13 protein-coding genes are annotated in these 15,407 nt (G+C 60.1%); 9 read left to right on the top strand and 4 right to left on the bottom strand.

Features of this window, described 5'->3' with window-relative positions:
• Positions 1-84: 84 nt before the first annotated feature.
• The 3 genes from hisS (at position 85) to hisG (ending at position 3,710) form a co-directional block, all read left to right on the top strand.
• Entirely contained in the window at positions 85-1,701 is a 1,617-nt protein-coding gene (hisS, locus tag AC13RM_RS19475; RefSeq protein WP_374820153.1) for a histidine--tRNA ligase, read from the top strand.
• A 195-nt stretch (positions 1,702-1,896) separates the two neighbouring features.
• A complete protein-coding gene (locus AC13RM_RS19470; protein WP_374820155.1) occupies positions 1,897-3,015 on the top strand; it encodes an ATP phosphoribosyltransferase regulatory subunit in 1,119 nt (372 codons plus the stop codon).
• Entirely contained in the window at positions 3,015-3,710 is a 696-nt protein-coding gene (gene hisG / locus AC13RM_RS19465) for an ATP phosphoribosyltransferase (protein WP_113232103.1), read from the top strand. Before AC13RM_RS19470 ends, hisG begins: the two co-directional genes overlap by 1 nt.
• 73 nt (positions 3,711-3,783) lie before the next feature.
• Here hisG and AC13RM_RS19460 read toward each other — a convergent pair whose 3' ends face one another.
• On the bottom strand, positions 3,784-4,227 hold the full coding sequence (locus tag AC13RM_RS19460; RefSeq protein ID WP_374820157.1) for a DoxX family protein: 444 nt from the start codon (positions 4,225-4,227) through the stop codon (positions 3,784-3,786).
• Between the two features lie 213 nt (positions 4,228-4,440).
• On the opposite strand from AC13RM_RS19460, the gene AC13RM_RS19455 reads away from it, so the two are divergent.
• On the top strand, positions 4,441-5,148 hold the full coding sequence (locus AC13RM_RS19455; RefSeq protein ID WP_285174427.1) for a glutathione binding-like protein: 708 nt from the start codon (positions 4,441-4,443) through the stop codon (positions 5,146-5,148).
• 57 nt (positions 5,149-5,205) lie between these two features.
• Here AC13RM_RS19455 and AC13RM_RS19450 read toward each other — a convergent pair whose 3' ends face one another.
• From AC13RM_RS19450 to groES, 3 genes are all read right to left on the bottom strand, one after another.
• Positions 5,206-5,664, bottom strand: a complete 459-nt coding sequence (locus AC13RM_RS19450) for a hypothetical protein (RefSeq protein ID WP_285174426.1) — start codon at positions 5,662-5,664, stop codon at positions 5,206-5,208.
• A 472-nt stretch (positions 5,665-6,136) separates the two neighbouring features.
• On the bottom strand, positions 6,137-7,768 hold the full coding sequence (groL, locus tag AC13RM_RS19445) for a chaperonin GroEL (protein WP_488555432.1): 1,632 nt from the start codon (positions 7,766-7,768) through the stop codon (positions 6,137-6,139).
• A 74-nt stretch (positions 7,769-7,842) separates the two neighbouring features.
• Positions 7,843-8,139 carry a co-chaperone GroES gene (gene groES, locus AC13RM_RS19440; protein WP_113233149.1) on the bottom strand — a complete coding sequence of 99 codons (297 nt, stop codon included), beginning with the start codon at positions 8,137-8,139 and terminating at the stop codon, positions 7,843-7,845.
• A gap of 425 nt (positions 8,140-8,564) precedes the next feature.
• On the opposite strand from groES, the gene AC13RM_RS19435 reads away from it, so the two are divergent.
• The 5 genes from AC13RM_RS19435 (at position 8,565) to ileS (ending at position 15,391) form a co-directional block, all read left to right on the top strand.
• On the top strand, positions 8,565-9,413 hold the full coding sequence (locus AC13RM_RS19435) for a TIGR01459 family HAD-type hydrolase (protein WP_374820160.1): 849 nt from the start codon (positions 8,565-8,567) through the stop codon (positions 9,411-9,413).
• A gap of 15 nt (positions 9,414-9,428) precedes the next feature.
• A complete protein-coding gene (locus AC13RM_RS19430) occupies positions 9,429-10,412 on the top strand; it encodes a bifunctional riboflavin kinase/FAD synthetase (protein ID WP_374820162.1) in 984 nt (327 codons plus the stop codon).
• Positions 10,413-10,545: 133 nt separating this feature from the next.
• Complete coding sequence (locus tag AC13RM_RS19425; RefSeq protein WP_374820164.1) at positions 10,546-10,743, top strand: DUF3311 domain-containing protein; 198 nt, start codon at positions 10,546-10,548, stop codon at positions 10,741-10,743.
• Positions 10,733-12,208, top strand: coding sequence for a monocarboxylate uptake permease MctP (gene mctP / locus AC13RM_RS19420; protein WP_113233152.1), 1,476 nt, complete (start codon positions 10,733-10,735; stop codon positions 12,206-12,208). Before AC13RM_RS19425 ends, mctP begins: the two co-directional genes overlap by 11 nt.
• Before the next feature lie 300 nt (positions 12,209-12,508).
• Positions 12,509-15,391 carry an isoleucine--tRNA ligase gene (gene ileS / locus AC13RM_RS19415; RefSeq protein WP_374820166.1) on the top strand — a complete coding sequence of 961 codons (2,883 nt, stop codon included), beginning with the start codon at positions 12,509-12,511 and terminating at the stop codon, positions 15,389-15,391.
• Positions 15,392-15,407: the final 16 nt, after the last annotated feature.

The following is a 15,407-nucleotide window of genomic DNA, read 5'->3' as shown; positions in this document are numbered from 1 at the left end:
GCCGCCAACATATAACAATCCTTGCCGCATTCGGCCCAATCCGCTAGTTAACCGCGACTGTTCCCATACCGGATTACCCTAGAGATGAGCGACAAACAAAAGAAACCGCAGAAGCTCAAGGCCCGCCTGCCGCGCGGCTTTGTCGATCGTTCGGCCAGCGACATTCGCGCCGTCAACGAGATGACCTCCAAGATCCGTAGGGTATATGAGCATTATGGTTTCGATCCTGTCGAAACGCCGCTGTTCGAATATACCGATGCGCTCGGCAAGTTCCTGCCCGATAGCGACCGGCCGAATGAGGGCGTGTTCTCGCTTCAGGATGACGACGAGCAGTGGATGTCGCTGCGCTACGATCTGACGGCGCCGCTCGCCCGTCATGTCGCTGAGAATTTCAACGAGATCCAGCTTCCCTACCGCACCTATCGCGCCGGCTACGTCTTCCGCAACGAGAAGCCGGGTCCGGGCCGCTTCCGGCAGTTCATGCAGTTCGATGCCGATACCGTCGGTGCGCCGGGCGTGCAGGCGGATGCCGAGATGTGCATGATGATGGCCGACACGCTGGAGGCCTTGGGCATCAAGCGCGGCGACTATGTGATCCGCGTCAACAATCGCAAGGTTCTCGACGGCGTCCTGGATCACATCGGACTGGATGGCGATGCCAATGTAAACCGGCGCCTCAACGTTTTGCGTGCTTTGGATAAGCTCGACAAATTCGGCCTGGATGGCGTTGAGCAACTCTTGGGTGCAGGTAGAAAAGATGAAAGTGGCGACTTCACAAAAGGCGTTGATCTAACCCTCCAGCAAATCGGACTATTGCGTTATTTCATTACGCTTCGATATCGGCCTTATGATGAAAATCCTCAGCTGGACGTACTGAACCCCGTTTTCTCATATGTAGCGGAGGACGCTCCAGCGACATCTGCGCCAATTAGCAAAGACATGCTTACGGCGATGGCTGAAAGCACTTACGGGCAAAATGTAAAGTTTGCTGAGGGCGTATCCGAATTTCAGATGATGGCGGGGATATTCAAGGCCGCTGGTTATGATGACGGCCGTATTATTATCGATCCGTCCGTCGTGCGCGGCCTCGAATATTATACCGGCCCGGTCTACGAAGCCGAGCTGCTGTTCGACGTCACCAACGAGAAGGGCGAGAAGGTCGTCTTCGGTTCGGTCGGCGGCGGCGGCCGTTATGACGGGCTCGTCTCGCGCTTCATGGGCCAGCCGGTGCCTGCTACCGGCTTTTCCATCGGAGTCTCGCGTCTGATGACCGCGCTGAAGAACCTCGGCAAGCTCGGTACGGAAGAAGTGATCGAGCCCGTACTCGTCACCGTCATGGATGGGGATGTCGATGCCATGGGACGCTACCAGCGCTTCACGCAGCAACTGCGTGCCGCCGGCATCCGCGCCGAAATGTTCCAGGGCAATTGGAAGAAGTTCGGCAACCAGCTGAAATACGCCGACCGCCGCGGCTGCCCGATCGCCATCATCCAGGGCGGCGACGAGCGTGCCCAGGGCGTCGTGCAGATCAAGGATCTGATCGAGGGCAAGCGCCTTTCCGGCGAGATCGAGGACAATGCCAGCTGGCGCGAAGCTCGTGTTGCGCAGGAAACTGTGTCGGAAGCGGAGTTGATCGAGAAGGTCAAAACTATCTTGGCGGCACAGGCGGAAGACCGGAAGAGGGCGCTCGGCAATGTCTGAGTGTGTCGAGCAGTCTCGTTTTCTCCTTCTCCCCTCGGGGAGAAGGTGGCCCGAAGGGCCGGATGAGGGGGGCTCTGGGCTCACGCGAGCTATTCGTACGTTGGCGCTCAGAATCCTCGTCCCTTCGTTCCTCGGCCCCCTCATCCGCCCTGTCGGGCACCTTCTCCCCGTCGGGGAGAAGGGGAGAATAGCCCCATGCCCCTGATTAACCTCCCGAATTTTGCCAGCGATCTGCTGGACGAATTCTCCGTTCGCGGAACGGATAGGGTGGATACGCCCATCATCCAGCCGGCCGAACCCTTTCTCGACATGGCCGGCGAGGATCTTCGCCGGCGCATCTTCATGACTGAAAGCGAAACCGGCGCCAGCCTTTGCCTGCGCCCGGAATTCACCATTCCCGTCTGCCTGCGCCATATCGAGACCGCCACCGGCACGCCGAAGCGCTATTCCTATCTCGGCGAGATCTTCCGCCAGCGCCGCGAAGGCGGCCATGAATTTTACCAGGCCGGCATCGAGGATTTGGGTGATGGCAATACGGCGAACGCCGATGCCCGCGCCATCAGCGATGCCATCGGTATCCTGGATCGCGTGGTGCCCGGCAAGCCGTTCTCCGTGACACTTGGCGATCAGGCCGTGTTCGAGGCTGTCGTACAGGCGCTCGGCTTGCCATCCGGTTGGCAGAAGCGGCTGATCCACGCTTTCGGCAACATGATGCAGCTCGAAACCTTGCTGGCGCATCTTGCAAGCCCGCAGCCGGTCACAGGGCTCGATGCCCATGTGCTCGATTTCCTGAGCCGTGGCGACGAGCAGGGGCTGGTCAGGCATATCGACGCCACCATGCACGCGACCGGCTATTCGACCAACGCCAGCCGCTCGCCGCAGGAGATCGCCCGCCGCCTTCGCGAGAAGCTGGTCTTATCGGAAACGCGGCTCGACGATGCGGCCTTCCGCGTGCTGGAGGAGTTTTTGTCCCTGAGCGTGCCGCTTTCGGATGCCTCCGCCGCACTGGCGGGCTTCGCCGACGCGGCAGGTCTGAAGCTGGGCAGGGCCTTGGAAAGCTTCGATGCCCGCGTCGCGGCATTGGCCTACGCCGGTGTCGACGCCTCTAAGATCGACTATCGTGCTGCCTTTGGTCGCCCGCTCGATTACTATACCGGCCTCGTCTTCGAGGTGACGGCGGAAGGGTCGAGCGCGGTGCTCGCCGGCGGCGGCCGCTTCGACCGGCTGATGACCCTGCTCGGTGCCAAGAACCATATCCCGGCTGTCGGCTTCGCGCTTTGGCTCGACCGTATCGAAACCGCGAGGGCAGCCTGATGACCATCACGATAGCGCTTCCTTCCAAGGGCCGGATGAAGGACGATTGCGCCGCGATCTTCGAGCGTGCCGGAATGCCGATCGTCGCCGTCGGTAACGATCGTTCCTATCGCGGCCGTGTCGAAGGTTGGGACGGAGTCGAGATCGCCTTCCTGTCAGCCTCGGAAATCTCGCGAGAGATCGGCAATGGCAGCGTCGATTTCGGCATTACCGGTGAAGACCTCGTACGTGAGGGCATGGCGGAGGCCGATCGCCGGGTCGAATTCTGCGCTAGGCTCGGTTTCGGTCATGCCGATGTCGTCGTCGCTGTGCCGGAAATCTGGCTCGACGTCGATAGCATGGCCGATCTCGGTGATGTCGCAGCCGATTTTCGTGCCCGTCATGGTCACAGGCTGACGGTCGCGACGAAATATTGGCGGCTGACGCAGCAGTTCTTCTCCAGCCAGCACGGCATACAGCTCTATCGCATCGTCGAGAGCCTGGGTGCGACGGAGGGGGCACCTGCTGCCGGCTCGGCCGATATCATCGTCGACATCACCTCCACCGGCTCGACTCTGAGAGCGAACCATCTGAAGATCCTGTCTGATGGCATCATCCTGCGCTCGGAGGCTTGTCTGGTGCGCGCGCGCAAGCCGAGTCATGAAGGCGATCCGATGGTTGAGCGCATCATATCAGCCGTGCGCAGTGCACTCTGATTTCTCAAACATTTGACGTAAAAAGGCCCGCCGGAATTCCGGCGGGCCTTTTGTCTTGGGAGATAGGCAGCGCTTAGGCGGCTGCGTAGGCACCGCGGCGAGCGTCGACCGAGTAGACGCCTGCGCCGTTGGTGGCGAGCATGATGTAGGCGCCGGCCAGCGTGATGTTCTTTAGGAAGTTCACGAAGTTCAGGCCGTTGATCCAACCATTGGCGGCTGCCGGGAAGTCCGGAACATTGACGGTCGGCAGGTGGAAGACGACGCCGGTGAAGACGCAGAAGGCGGCGAGCAGCCAGCCGACGATGCGGATCTGGAAGCCGATGAGGACGCAGACGCCGGTGACGAATTCGAAGGCGCCGGCAAGATAGGTGAGCAGCGTTGCGGCTGGCATACCAGCGCCGGCAATCATGCCCGCGGTGCCGGCCGGATCCGTCAGCTTGCCGAAACCGGCGAAGATGAACATGAAGGCGAGCAGGATGCGCGCCACAAGAATGATGATGTTGTTGGTGTTGGACATGACAGTCTCCGGTAAATTCACTTGGGATCGGGTGGCGACAATTTCTGAAGACAGATATTCGTGATTTTCGAGGAGTTGAAAAGATAAACAACTGCGTACAATTAGTTCACAATCATTGAACAATGATCCGCTTAGATCGCTCTTCCCATACGAGCCGTATCGGCTATTGTGGCGCCAAATCAGTTGTCAAATCATGGTTTTCAGGAGCAGCCCATGGCCGATTTGTCGTCCTTTCCGATCACGAAGCGCTGGCCTGCCAGCAATCCGGATATTATCCAGCTCTATTCGCTGCCGACGCCGAACGGTGTCAAAGTCTCGATCGCTCTGGAGGAACTCGGTCTGGCCTATGAGCCGCATCTGATCTCCTTCGGCACCAACGATCAGAAATCCCCGGAATTCGTTTCGCTGAACCCGAACGGCCGCATTCCTGCAATCATCGATCCCAATGGCCCCGACGGCAAGCCGATCGGTCTTTTCGAATCCGGTGCGATCCTGGTCTATCTGGCGGAAAAGACTGGAAAACTCATTCCGAGCGACGCAGCCGGGCGCTACGAGACCCTTGAATGGGTCTTCTTCCAGATGGCAGGTGTCGGTCCCATGTTCGGCCAGTTTGGCCATTTTTTCAAATTTGCGGCCGAAAAGGTCGCCAATAACCCCTATCCGGTCGAGCGTTATCGCGATGAGGCCAAGCGCCTGCTCAGCGTTCTGGAGAACCGCCTGCAGGGGCGCGAATGGATCATGGGCGATGAATACACCATCGCCGACATCACCACGTTCCCCTGGGTTCGCGGCGTCGACGTCTTCTATGGTGGCCGCGAGGTTCTGGAGTTCGAAAGTTTCCCCTCGGTCATGGCCTGGCTGGACCGCGCGCTTGCGCGTCCGGCAAGCCAGCGCGGTCTCAGCATTCCGAAGCGGGATTGATCACGTTAGGCCCGATAGCTGGTTGGGTGAACTCACCCGACCAGCATCGACAGCTGTTTACTGCCGGGTGGCGAGCTGGCTGCCCGGTTCCAGCTTGAAGCGTGGAAACAGGAAAACGCCGACCATGCTGCCGGCATGCTGCTTGTCGGCAGCAACGGATTCGCCAACGCAAAAGACCGGCTGACGATGACCGCCTGCGCCGAGCATCGTCGTCGAATAGCAGAAGCACGAATTGGCCGTAGCCGCCTGCTCGAAAAGATCGAGGATACGGGCCCGATCCTGCAGGTCATAACAATACATGAGGCTCAGCAGGCCGCATTCCGAGGAACTCAGCCCATGCAGCATTGTGCCCCACTGCCCAAGTTTGATGATGCCGCTTGAAAGATCGCCCGTCCATCCCTCGGAAATACAGAACTGAGCCAAAAGATCGGGGTCATGGCCCTCGAACTCCAGCGAGCCCGGCGCAAACGGTGCGGAAAAATTGGCCTTGGCAATCTTGAACAAGATGATCCCCATTTGAGCGCCAGGTCCCCCCTCGCGCTGTATCCAAATTCCCAGGCGTCTTCCGGATGGAATGTCTTCCCGTATGCCGCATCCGATGAAAGGCAGGGCATTCGGTTCTGCTGCTTCCATTTTCTGTCATGCTTGTTCCGGCTTGGTGATCCAAGCTATGAAGTCATTTCAAGTAAAAAATCCAGACGCCTCTCGATCCTTAAGATCATAAACATGCGTGGGTGCCGATTAATCGTGCCGAATGTAAGTAAAATTTGCGTTCATTGCAGCTAACCCTCTAAAATCGCTGCGCTGCGATTTATAAGAGCTTTTTTGAAAACGGCAATGGGGCAATTTGCGTAAATTTGCGCTACCGCAAGACTTGGCGGCTTGGGACCGAAGTCATAAGGGCTAAAAACGAAAAGGGCGACCCGAGGGCCGCCCTTCGTCAATTCCGAATGTCGGATTGAACAAATGTACTAAGGCTGAGGCCTTATCACATCATGTCCATTCCACCCATACCGCCCGGCATGCCAGCAGGGGCATCCTTCTTCGGCAGTTCGGCGATCATGGCTTCGGTGGTGATCAGCAGCGAAGCAACCGAAGCTGCGTTCTGCAGAGCCGTGCGGACAACCTTGACCGGGTCGACGATGCCCATGGCGATCATGTCGCCATATTCAGACGTCTGGGCGTTGTAGCCATAGTTGTCTTCGTTCTTGTCGAGAACCTTGCCGACAACGATCGAAGCTTCATCACCAGCGTTTTCAGCGATCTGGCGAACCAGCGACTGCAGGGCGCGGCGAACGATGTTGACGCCGGCTTCCTGATCCTGATTTTCACCCTTGGCAGTGATCTTCGTGGAGGAGCGCAGGAGAGCGATACCGCCGCCCGGTACGATACCTTCCTGAACGGCAGCGCGCGTCGCGTTGAGAGCGTCGTCGATGCGGTCCTTCTTTTCCTTCACTTCGACTTCCGTCGAGCCGCCAACGCGGATCACGGCAACGCCGCCAGCGAGCTTGGCAAGACGTTCCTGCAGCTTCTCGCGGTCGTAGTCGGAGGTGGTTTCTTCGATCTGAGCCTTGATCTGGGCAACACGGCCTTCGATGTCGGACTTGGCGCCAGCGCCGTCGACGATCGTGGTGTTTTCCTTGGAGATCGAAACCTTCTTGGAACGGCCGAGCATGTCGAGGGTGACGGACTCGAGCTTGATGCCGAGGTCTTCGGAGATGACAGTGCCGCCCGTCAGGATGGCGATGTCTTCCAGCATGGCCTTGCGGCGGTCACCGAAGCCCGGAGCCTTGACGGCAGCGATCTTGAGGCCACCGCGCAGCTTGTTGACGACGAGGGTCGCGAGAGCTTCGCCTTCGACGTCTTCAGCGATGATGAGGAGCGGCTTGCCGGTCTGAACGACGGCTTCGAGAACCGGAAGCATGGCCTGCAGGTTCGAGAGCTTCTTCTCGTGGAGCAGGATGAACGCGTCTTCGAGGTCGGCGATCATCTTTTCCGGGTTGGTTACGAAGTAGGGGCTGAGGTAGCCGCGGTCGAACTGCATGCCTTCGACGACTTCGAGTTCGGTTTCGGCGGTCTTGGCTTCTTCAACCGTGATGACGCCTTCGTTGCCGACCTTCTGCATGGCTTCAGCAATATCGAGACCGATCTGCTTTTCGCCGTTTGCGGAGATCGTGCCGACCTGGGCAACTTCTTCCGAGGTGTTGATCTTCTTGGCCTTGGCCTGGAGATCCTTGACGACTTCTGCAACGGCGAGGTCGATACCGCGCTTCAGGTCCATCGGGTTCATGCCGGCCGCAACAGCCTTGGCGCCTTCGCGAACGATCGCCTGGGCGAGAACGGTTGCAGTGGTGGTGCCGTCACCGGCGACGTCGTTGGTCTTCGAAGCGACTTCGCGGACCATCTGGGCGCCCATGTTTTCGAACTTGTCTTCGAGTTCGATTTCCTTGGCGACCGAAACACCGTCCTTGGTGATGCGCGGAGCGCCGAAGGACTTGTCGATAACGACGTTACGACCCTTCGGGCCGAGCGTGACTTTCACTGCGTCAGCGAGGATGTCGACGCCACGAAGCATCTTTTCGCGGGCGCCGCGGCCGAATTTTACTTCTTTAGCTGCCATGTTTGAAACTCCTGAATTCGCGTTTTCGGGGCTTTAAGGCCCGTCAGCTGTATCGGAAAAGGGAACCGGCTGAATTAGCCGATGATGCCCATGACGTCGGCTTCCTTCATGATCAGAAGGTCTTCGCCGTTGAGCTTGACTTCGGTGCCCGACCACTTGCCGAACAGAACGCGATCGCCAACCTTGACGTCGAGTGCTACGACCTTGCCGGATTCATCGCGAGCGCCGGAACCGACGGCGACGATTTCGCCTTCCTGCGGCTTTTCCTTGGCGGTATCGGGAATGATGATGCCACCCTTGGTCTTTTCTTCCGACTCGACGCGACGAACGACGACGCGGTCATGAAGGGGGCGGAAATTGGTGCTTGCCATTGTCTAATCCCTCGATCAAATGACATTCACGGATCACCGGGGATCCGTATGGATTTTGTTAGCACTCATCCTCTGAGAGTGCTAGCGACGGTGATTTAGGGGTGGCTTCCGGACGAGTCAAGGACAGCCCTGTGAATTTTTTGCGGCGCGCCTCGGCTTGTTTTGAGGATGATTAACGCCCATGGCGGCGCCGCGTAGCATGTGGTTGCAAAGGTGCTCTCATTTTGCCCTCGTGAAGACAGGGTTGGATCACGCCTTTTCCAGACCGTCATCCCGTTGCTTCCGCTGCGCAATCTTGCCGCTCGCCGACCTTGCCCACGCTCGCTGCTCAGGCCTTGTGCGACGCAAAAACCTTGCATGCCGCTCTTGTAATTTGCCAGCCGGTTTGCGATGTCAGCCCGTGATTTATTTGATGCGAGGACGGCATGGGCAAACGGATCGAGAGCTTTCGCGACATCGGCGGACTTTATGATGTTGCGCTCTGCGATGTCTGGGGCGTGCTCCATAACGGCGTCACGGCCTACAAGGAGGCCTCCATCGCGCTCGAAGCTGCCCGCAGCGAAGGCCTTGCGGTCGTCCTCATCACGAATTCTCCGCGCGTCGCTCCGAAGGTCGTCGAGCAGCTGCGTGCGATCGGTGTTCCTGACAGCGTCTATGATCGCATCATCACGTCGGGCGACGTGACGCGCAAGCTGATTGCCGAGGGGCCGAAGAAGGTGTTCCTGCTCGGCCCCGAGCGCGATATCGGCATTCTGGAAGGTCTGGACGTGCAGCGCGTCGAGGCTAGCGAGGCGGAAAGCATCGTCTGCACCGGCTTCTTCGATGACGAGACTGAAACGCCTGACGATTACACCGAGATGCTGACGGCCTGGTCGGCCCGCAACGTGCCGCTGATCTGCGCCAATCCGGATCTCGTCGTCGAGCGCGGCCATCGCATGATCCCCTGCGCCGGCGCCATGGCCGCCTATTATGAGCGGCTCGGCGGCCAGACGCGCATCGCCGGCAAGCCGCATCAGCCGATCTACGATGCCGCGATCGCGGCGGCCCGCGAGGTGAAAAGCGAGTTTCCGCTGTCACGCGTGGTGGCGATCGGCGACGGCATGCCGACCGACGTACGCGGCGCACTCGATTACGGCCTCGATCTTCTTTATATCAGCCATGGCATCCACGCCCGCGAATATGTCGTCGAGGGGCATACGGATGAGGCCGCTCTCGGCGCCTTCTTAGCGCGTGAGCAGGCCTCGCCGAAGTGGTGGATGCCGCGCCTTATCTGAGGAGAGTGGCAGTCGATGACCGTTTTCCATCGCAACGAAACCCGCGAGCCGCTTCCCGATGCCTTGAAGGGCGGTGTGGTCGCCATCGGCAATTTCGACGGCGTGCATCGCGGCCATCAATCGGTGCTGACGCGTGCGCTGGAGATCGCCAGGGAGCGCGGCATTCCCGCATTGGTGCTGACTTTCGAGCCGCATCCGCGCACCGTCTTCAGGCCGGATCATCCCGTCTTCCGCCTGACGCCTGCGCCTTTGCGAGCGCGGTTGCTGGAGGCGCTCGGCTTCAACGCCGTCATCGAATATCCTTTCGATCGTACTTTCTCGCAGCGTTCTGCGGATGAATTCGTGCATTCGATCCTGATCGACTGGCTGCACGCATCGGAAGTCGTCACTGGCTTCGATTTTCATTTCGGCCATGATCGCCAGGGAGGCCCCGCCTTTCTCATGAATGCCGGCAGCCATAACGGCTTCGGCGTGACCCTGATCGATGCCTTCCGCGACGAAAACACGGAGGTCATCTCGTCGAGCCGCATTCGTGCACTGCTCGCGGAAGGCGACGTCGCTCAAGCTGCCGGTCTGCTCGGCTATCGTTATACCGTTCAGGCGCCTGTCATCGGCGGCGAGAAGCTCGGCCGCACGCTCGGCTTCCCGACGGCAAACATGCAGCTGCCGCCGGAGTCATCGCTGAGGGCAGGCATCTATGCTGTCCGCTTCCGGACGGCCGATGGCACCATCCGCGATGGCGTCGCCAGCTACGGCCGGCGCCCGACGGTGACGGACAATGGCGCGCCGCTGCTGGAGACCTTCGTCTTCGATTTCAGCGGCGATCTCTACGGACAGGTCTGTTCGGTCTCCTTCTTCGGCTATCTCCGCCCCGAGCTGAAGTTCGACGGCTTGGACCCGCTGGTCGCGCAAATCCGTAAAGACGAAGATGAGGCGAGGGCGCTGCTCGCCGGTGTCCAGCCGCTCAGCGAGCTCGACCGGGTCATCGCTTTCAGCTGATTTTACCTGCCAAATTGCGCGCGGGGATTGCGGCGCTGCAATATCTTTTTGCCTTGAGCGGGTTGGAAGGATGCTGCAATGCTCATATAGCCGGGTGCGAGTCGCCGCGCCCATTTTCCGAAAGGCGCACGAGATGGATAAACGTTTTGGGACAGCAGCCTGCTGGCTGCTCGTTATTCCCTATATTGGTTTGCTTTGGGTTCCCTTCTACAACAGCCATGACCCCGTTCTGCAGGGATTCCCCTTCTTCTACTGGTATCAGCTGGCGTGGGTGCCGATCACAGCTATCCTGACCTGGATCGCCTATCGGAGCATGCGCCATGATGACTGATATCGATCCGACCGCGCTTGCCGTCTTCATCTTCTTCCTGGCCCTTGTAACTGTTATGGGCTTTGTAGCCGCCCGCTGGCGTAGGCCGAAGACCTTGGCCCATATCGACGAATGGGGCCTTGGCGGCCGCACCTTCGGCACCTGGATCACCTGGTTCCTCGTTGGCGGCGACTTTTACACCGCCTATACGGTCATCGCAGTTCCAGCCCTGGTCTACACGGTCGGTGCCTATGGCTTCTTCGCGCTGCCGTATACGATCGTCGTCTATCCCTTTGTCTTCATGGTTATGCCGCTTCTCTGGAAGCGCGCGAAGGATCACGGCTATGTCACGGCGGGCGATGTTGTCCACGGGCAATATGGCTCGCGGGCGCTGGAACTGGCGGTCGCTCTGACGGGCGTTATCGCCACCATGCCCTATATCGCTCTGCAGCTCGTCGGCATGACGGCGGTGTTCAAGGCGCTCGGACTTCATGGCGAACTGCCGCTCGCAATCGCCTTCATCATCCTGGCGCTCTATACCTATTCGGCCGGCCTTCGCGCTCCGGCGCTGATCGCCTTCGTCAAGGACATCATGATCTATATCGTTGTGATCGCGGCCATTGCCCTTATCCCCGCCAAGCTTGGCGGCTATGCAAATGTCTTTGCGGCGGCCGATGCGGATTTCAAGGCCAAGGGGGCGGGTAGCCTGCTGCTTGGCGGCAACCAGTACGTCGCCTACGCGACTTTGGCGCTCGGCTCGGCACTGGCAGCCTTCATGTATCCTCATACGCTGACCGGCATCTTCGCCTCCAACAGCGGCAACACCATCCGCAAGAATGCGGTGCTCCTGCCGGCCTATACGTTGCTGCTCGGCCTGCTGGCACTGCTGGGCTATATGGGCCATGCTGCGCAGCTCAAGTTGGACAGCCCGAACGATGTCGTTCCGGCGCTATTCCAGACCCTGTTCTCCAGCTGGTTTGCAGGCTTCGCCTTCGCAGCCATCGCTATCGGGGCGTTGGTGCCTGCGGCCGTGATGAGCATTGGCGCTGCCAATCTCTTCACCCGCAACTTCTGGAAGGCCTATGTCGATCCGCAGGTTTCCGATGCCGACGAGGCAAAGGTCGCCAAGATGACCTCGCTTGTCGTCAAGGTCGGCGCGCTGCTGGTCATCATTTTCCTGCCGACGCAGTTCGCGCTCGATCTGCAGCTGCTCGGCGGCATCTGGATCCTGCAGACGCTGCCGGCCTTGGTTTTCGGTCTCTATACCAAATGGTTCCGTGCGCCCGGTCTGCTTGCCGGCTGGTTCGTCGGCTTTTTTGGCGGCACCTATCTGGTCTGGGATGCTGGCTGGAAGCCGCTGCACATGGTTCCGCTCGGCGAAACCGGCTTCACCGTCTATACGGGGTTGTTGGCGCTTCTCGCCAATATCGTCGTGGCCGTTATCGTCAATGCGGTCGTGCCAACACGGGCAGCAGTACGAGCCTGATTAGATAGACCCTCAAATTGGCCGCGGACGGAAACGTCCGCGGCCTTTCTGTGCGTTGCCGCGACTGTTTCCTCTTCCTTTCCCTGGAAAAAACGCCTATGAACCGGCGACCATGACCCAATTTCGGCTGAGCCACGCGATACGAATTATTGGCCCGGCCTTCCGCGCGCTGTAAGCTGCCGGAAGGTCCGGGTTTTTGGCGTCTCGTTCAAGAGGCGCTTTCCGCCGCCGAAAAATCCCCGTATGGCTGCGCCAGTTCAGGCGCAAGACGCCCGAGACACCGAGGCAATTGTCACGACTATGACCGATACCGCTGAAAAGATGGATTACTCCAAGACCCTTTACCTGCCGGAAACCGATTTTCCGATGCGCGCCGGACTGCCGCAGAAGGAGCCGGAGCTGGTGAAGCGCTGGGAGGAGATGAACCTCTATAAGAAGCTGCGCTCTTCCGCCGCTGGCCGCGAAAAGTTCGTGCTGCATGACGGCCCTCCCTACGCTAATGGCCATATTCACATCGGCCATGCGCTGAACAAGATCCTCAAGGACGTCATCACCCGCTCGTTCCAGATGCGCGGCTATGACAGCAACTACGTACCCGGCTGGGATTGCCACGGCCTGCCGATCGAATGGAAGATCGAGGAAAAGTACCGCGAGAAGGGCAAGAACAAGGATGAGGTTCCGGTGAACGAGTTTCGCCAGGAATGCCGCGACTTCGCCGCCGGCTGGATCAAGATCCAGTCCGAGGAGTTCAAGCGCTTGGGCATCACGGGCGATTTCGACAATCCCTATCTCACAATGAACTTCCATGCGGAATCCCGCATCGCCGGCGAACTCCTGAAGATCGCTCGCACGGGTCAGCTCTATCGCGGCTCCAAGCCGGTCATGTGGTCGGTGGTCGAGCGGACGGCGCTTGCCGAAGCCGAAGTCGAATATGCCGATGTCGAGAGCGACATGATCTGGGTGAAGTTCCCGGTGGCTGAAGGCCCGGCGCATCTCGCCGGCGCCTTCGTCGTCATCTGGACGACCACCCCCTGGACGATCCCCGGCAATCGCGCGATCGCATACTCCTCGCGCGTGTCCTACGGCCTCTATGAGGTCACGGGAGCTGCCAATGATTTCGGCCCGCGTCCCGGCGAGAAGCTGATCTTTGCCGACAAGCTCGCCGAGGAATCCTTCGCCAAGGCAAAGCTGCAATATAAGCGCCTCGGCGACGTGACCGCTGCCGATCTGGCCGCGCTCGCCTGTGCTCATCCGCTCGCCTCGCTTGGCTACAGCTTCAAGGTGCCGCTGCTCGACGGTGACCACGTCACCGATGATGCCGGCACGGGTTTCGTGCACACGGCGCCCAGCCACGGCCGCGAAGACTTTGACGCCTGGACGTCGCACGCCCGCGATCTCGAAAAGCGCGGCATCTCCTCCGCCATCCCGTTCCCGGTCGACGACGCGGGCTTCTACACCGCCGATGCCCCGGGCTTCGAAGGCGGCCGTGTCATGGACGACAACGGCAAGAAGGGCAATGCCAACGACCTCGTCATCAAGGCGTTGATCGAGACGAACACGCTCTTTGCGCGTGGCAGGTTGAAGCACTCCTATCCGCACTCCTGGCGGTCGAAGAAGCCGGTCATCTTCCGCAACACGCCGCAATGGTTCGTCTATATGGACAAGGACTTCGCGGATGGTTCGACGCTGCGTTCGCGCGCTCTGAAGGCGATCGACGACACCCGCTTCGTGCCGGCTGCCGGCCAGAACCGCCTGCGCGCCATGATCGAGCAGCGCCCCGATTGGGTCCTGTCGCGCCAGCGCGCCTGGGGCGTGCCGATCGCGATCTTCGTCGACGAGCAGGGCAACATCCTGCAGGACGATGGCGTCAACGCCCGTATCCTCGAGGCTTTCGAGCAGGAGGGCGCCGATGCCTGGTTCGCGGAAGGCGCGCGCGAGCGCTTCCTCGGCGAGAAGGCCAACGAGCCTTGGACGCAGGTCATGGACATCCTTGATGTCTGGTTCGATTCCGGTTCGACCCACACGTTCACGCTGGAAGACCGCCCGGATCTGAAATGGCCGGCCGACCTCTATCTCGAAGGCTCCGATCAGCATCGCGGCTGGTTCCATTCGTCGCTGCTCGAAAGTGCCGCGACGCGTGGCCGTGCGCCATACGATGCCGTCCTCACCCATGGCTTCACCATGGACGAGAAGGGCGAGAAGATGTCGAAGTCCAAGGGCAACGTCACTTCGCCGCAAGAGGTAATGAAGGATGCCGGCGCCGACATCCTCCGCCTCTGGGTCATGACGTCGGACTATTCTGAGGACTTGCGCGTCGGCAAGGCCATCATCCAGACCAATGTCGATGCCTATCGCAAGCTGCGCAACACCATCCGCTGGATGCTCGGCACTTTGGCGCACGACAAGGGCGAAGTGTTCGCCTATACCGACATGCCGGAGCTGGAGCAGCTGATGCTGCATCGTCTCGCCGAGCTCGACGAGCTGGTGCGCGAAAGCTACGACGCCTTCGATTTCAAGCGCATCGCCCGCGCCCTGATCGATTTCGCCAATGTCGAGCTTTCGGCCTTCTACTTCGACGTCCGCAAGGATGCCCTTTACTGCGATGCTCCGTCGAGCCTGCGCCGCCGCGCCTCGCTGGCCGTCATCCGCACGATCTTCGACTGCATGGTGACGTGGCTGGCGCCGATGCTGCCCTTCACCACGGAAGAGGCATGGCTGTCGCGCAATCCCTCGGCGGTCTCCGTTCATCTCGAGCAGTTCGTCACCGTTCCGGCCGAGTGGAAGAACGAGGGGCTGGCCGAGAAGTGGAAGAAGATCCGCGCCGTGCGCAGCGTCGTCACTGGCGCGCTGGAAATCGAGCGCAAGGACAAGCGCATCGGCTCGTCGCTGGAAGCTGCCCCGGTCGTTTACATCGCCGATCCAGAGCTGCTGAAGGTGCTCGAAGGCCAGGACTTCTCGGAAATCTGCATCACCTCCGGTATCACCGTCCTTGGCGAACAGGGGCCTGCGGATGCCTTCCGCCTTGATGACGATGCCAAGGTCAGCGTCGTTCCGAAGCTCGCGGAAGGCCGAAAGTGCGCCCGTTCCTGGCGCATCACGACGGATGTCGGCTCCGATCCGGAATATCCGGATGTCTCGGCGCGCGACGCTGCGGCGCTGCGCGAACTTGCCGCTGTCAACTGAAGAAAATTGCCGGGTG

This window comes from Martinezella sp. CNPSo 3732, assembly GCF_057784515.1.
Note: the sequence above shows the minus strand (reverse complement) of the source record. Positions and strands in the feature narration are given on the sequence as shown.

What these genes read in the sequence shown, in the direction of transcription:
- AC13RM_RS19470 (WP_374820155.1), top strand. Translation starts at nt 1,897, where the DNA reads ATGCCCCTGATTAACCTCCCGAATTTTGCCAGCGATCTGCTGGACGAA.
- ileS (WP_374820166.1), top strand. Translation starts at nt 12,509, where the DNA reads ATGACCGATACCGCTGAAAAGATGGATTACTCCAAGACCCTTTACCTG.
- AC13RM_RS19430 (WP_374820162.1), top strand. Translation starts at nt 9,429, where the DNA reads ATGACCGTTTTCCATCGCAACGAAACCCGCGAGCCGCTTCCCGATGCC.
- groL (WP_488555432.1), bottom strand. Translation starts at nt 7,768, where the DNA reads ATGGCAGCTAAAGAAGTAAAATTCGGCCGCGGCGCCCGCGAAAAGATG.
- hisS (WP_374820153.1), top strand. Translation starts at nt 85, where the DNA reads ATGAGCGACAAACAAAAGAAACCGCAGAAGCTCAAGGCCCGCCTGCCG.
- AC13RM_RS19455 (WP_285174427.1), top strand. Translation starts at nt 4,441, where the DNA reads ATGGCCGATTTGTCGTCCTTTCCGATCACGAAGCGCTGGCCTGCCAGC.
- groES (WP_113233149.1), bottom strand. Translation starts at nt 8,139, where the DNA reads ATGGCAAGCACCAATTTCCGCCCCCTTCATGACCGCGTCGTCGTTCGT.
- AC13RM_RS19425 (WP_374820164.1), top strand. Translation starts at nt 10,546, where the DNA reads ATGGATAAACGTTTTGGGACAGCAGCCTGCTGGCTGCTCGTTATTCCC.
- mctP (WP_113233152.1), top strand. Translation starts at nt 10,733, where the DNA reads ATGATGACTGATATCGATCCGACCGCGCTTGCCGTCTTCATCTTCTTC.
- AC13RM_RS19450 (WP_285174426.1), bottom strand. Translation starts at nt 5,664, where the DNA reads ATGGGGATCATCTTGTTCAAGATTGCCAAGGCCAATTTTTCCGCACCG.
- AC13RM_RS19460 (WP_374820157.1), bottom strand. Translation starts at nt 4,227, where the DNA reads ATGTCCAACACCAACAACATCATCATTCTTGTGGCGCGCATCCTGCTC.
- hisG (WP_113232103.1), top strand. Translation starts at nt 3,015, where the DNA reads ATGACCATCACGATAGCGCTTCCTTCCAAGGGCCGGATGAAGGACGAT.
- AC13RM_RS19435 (WP_374820160.1), top strand. Translation starts at nt 8,565, where the DNA reads ATGGGCAAACGGATCGAGAGCTTTCGCGACATCGGCGGACTTTATGAT.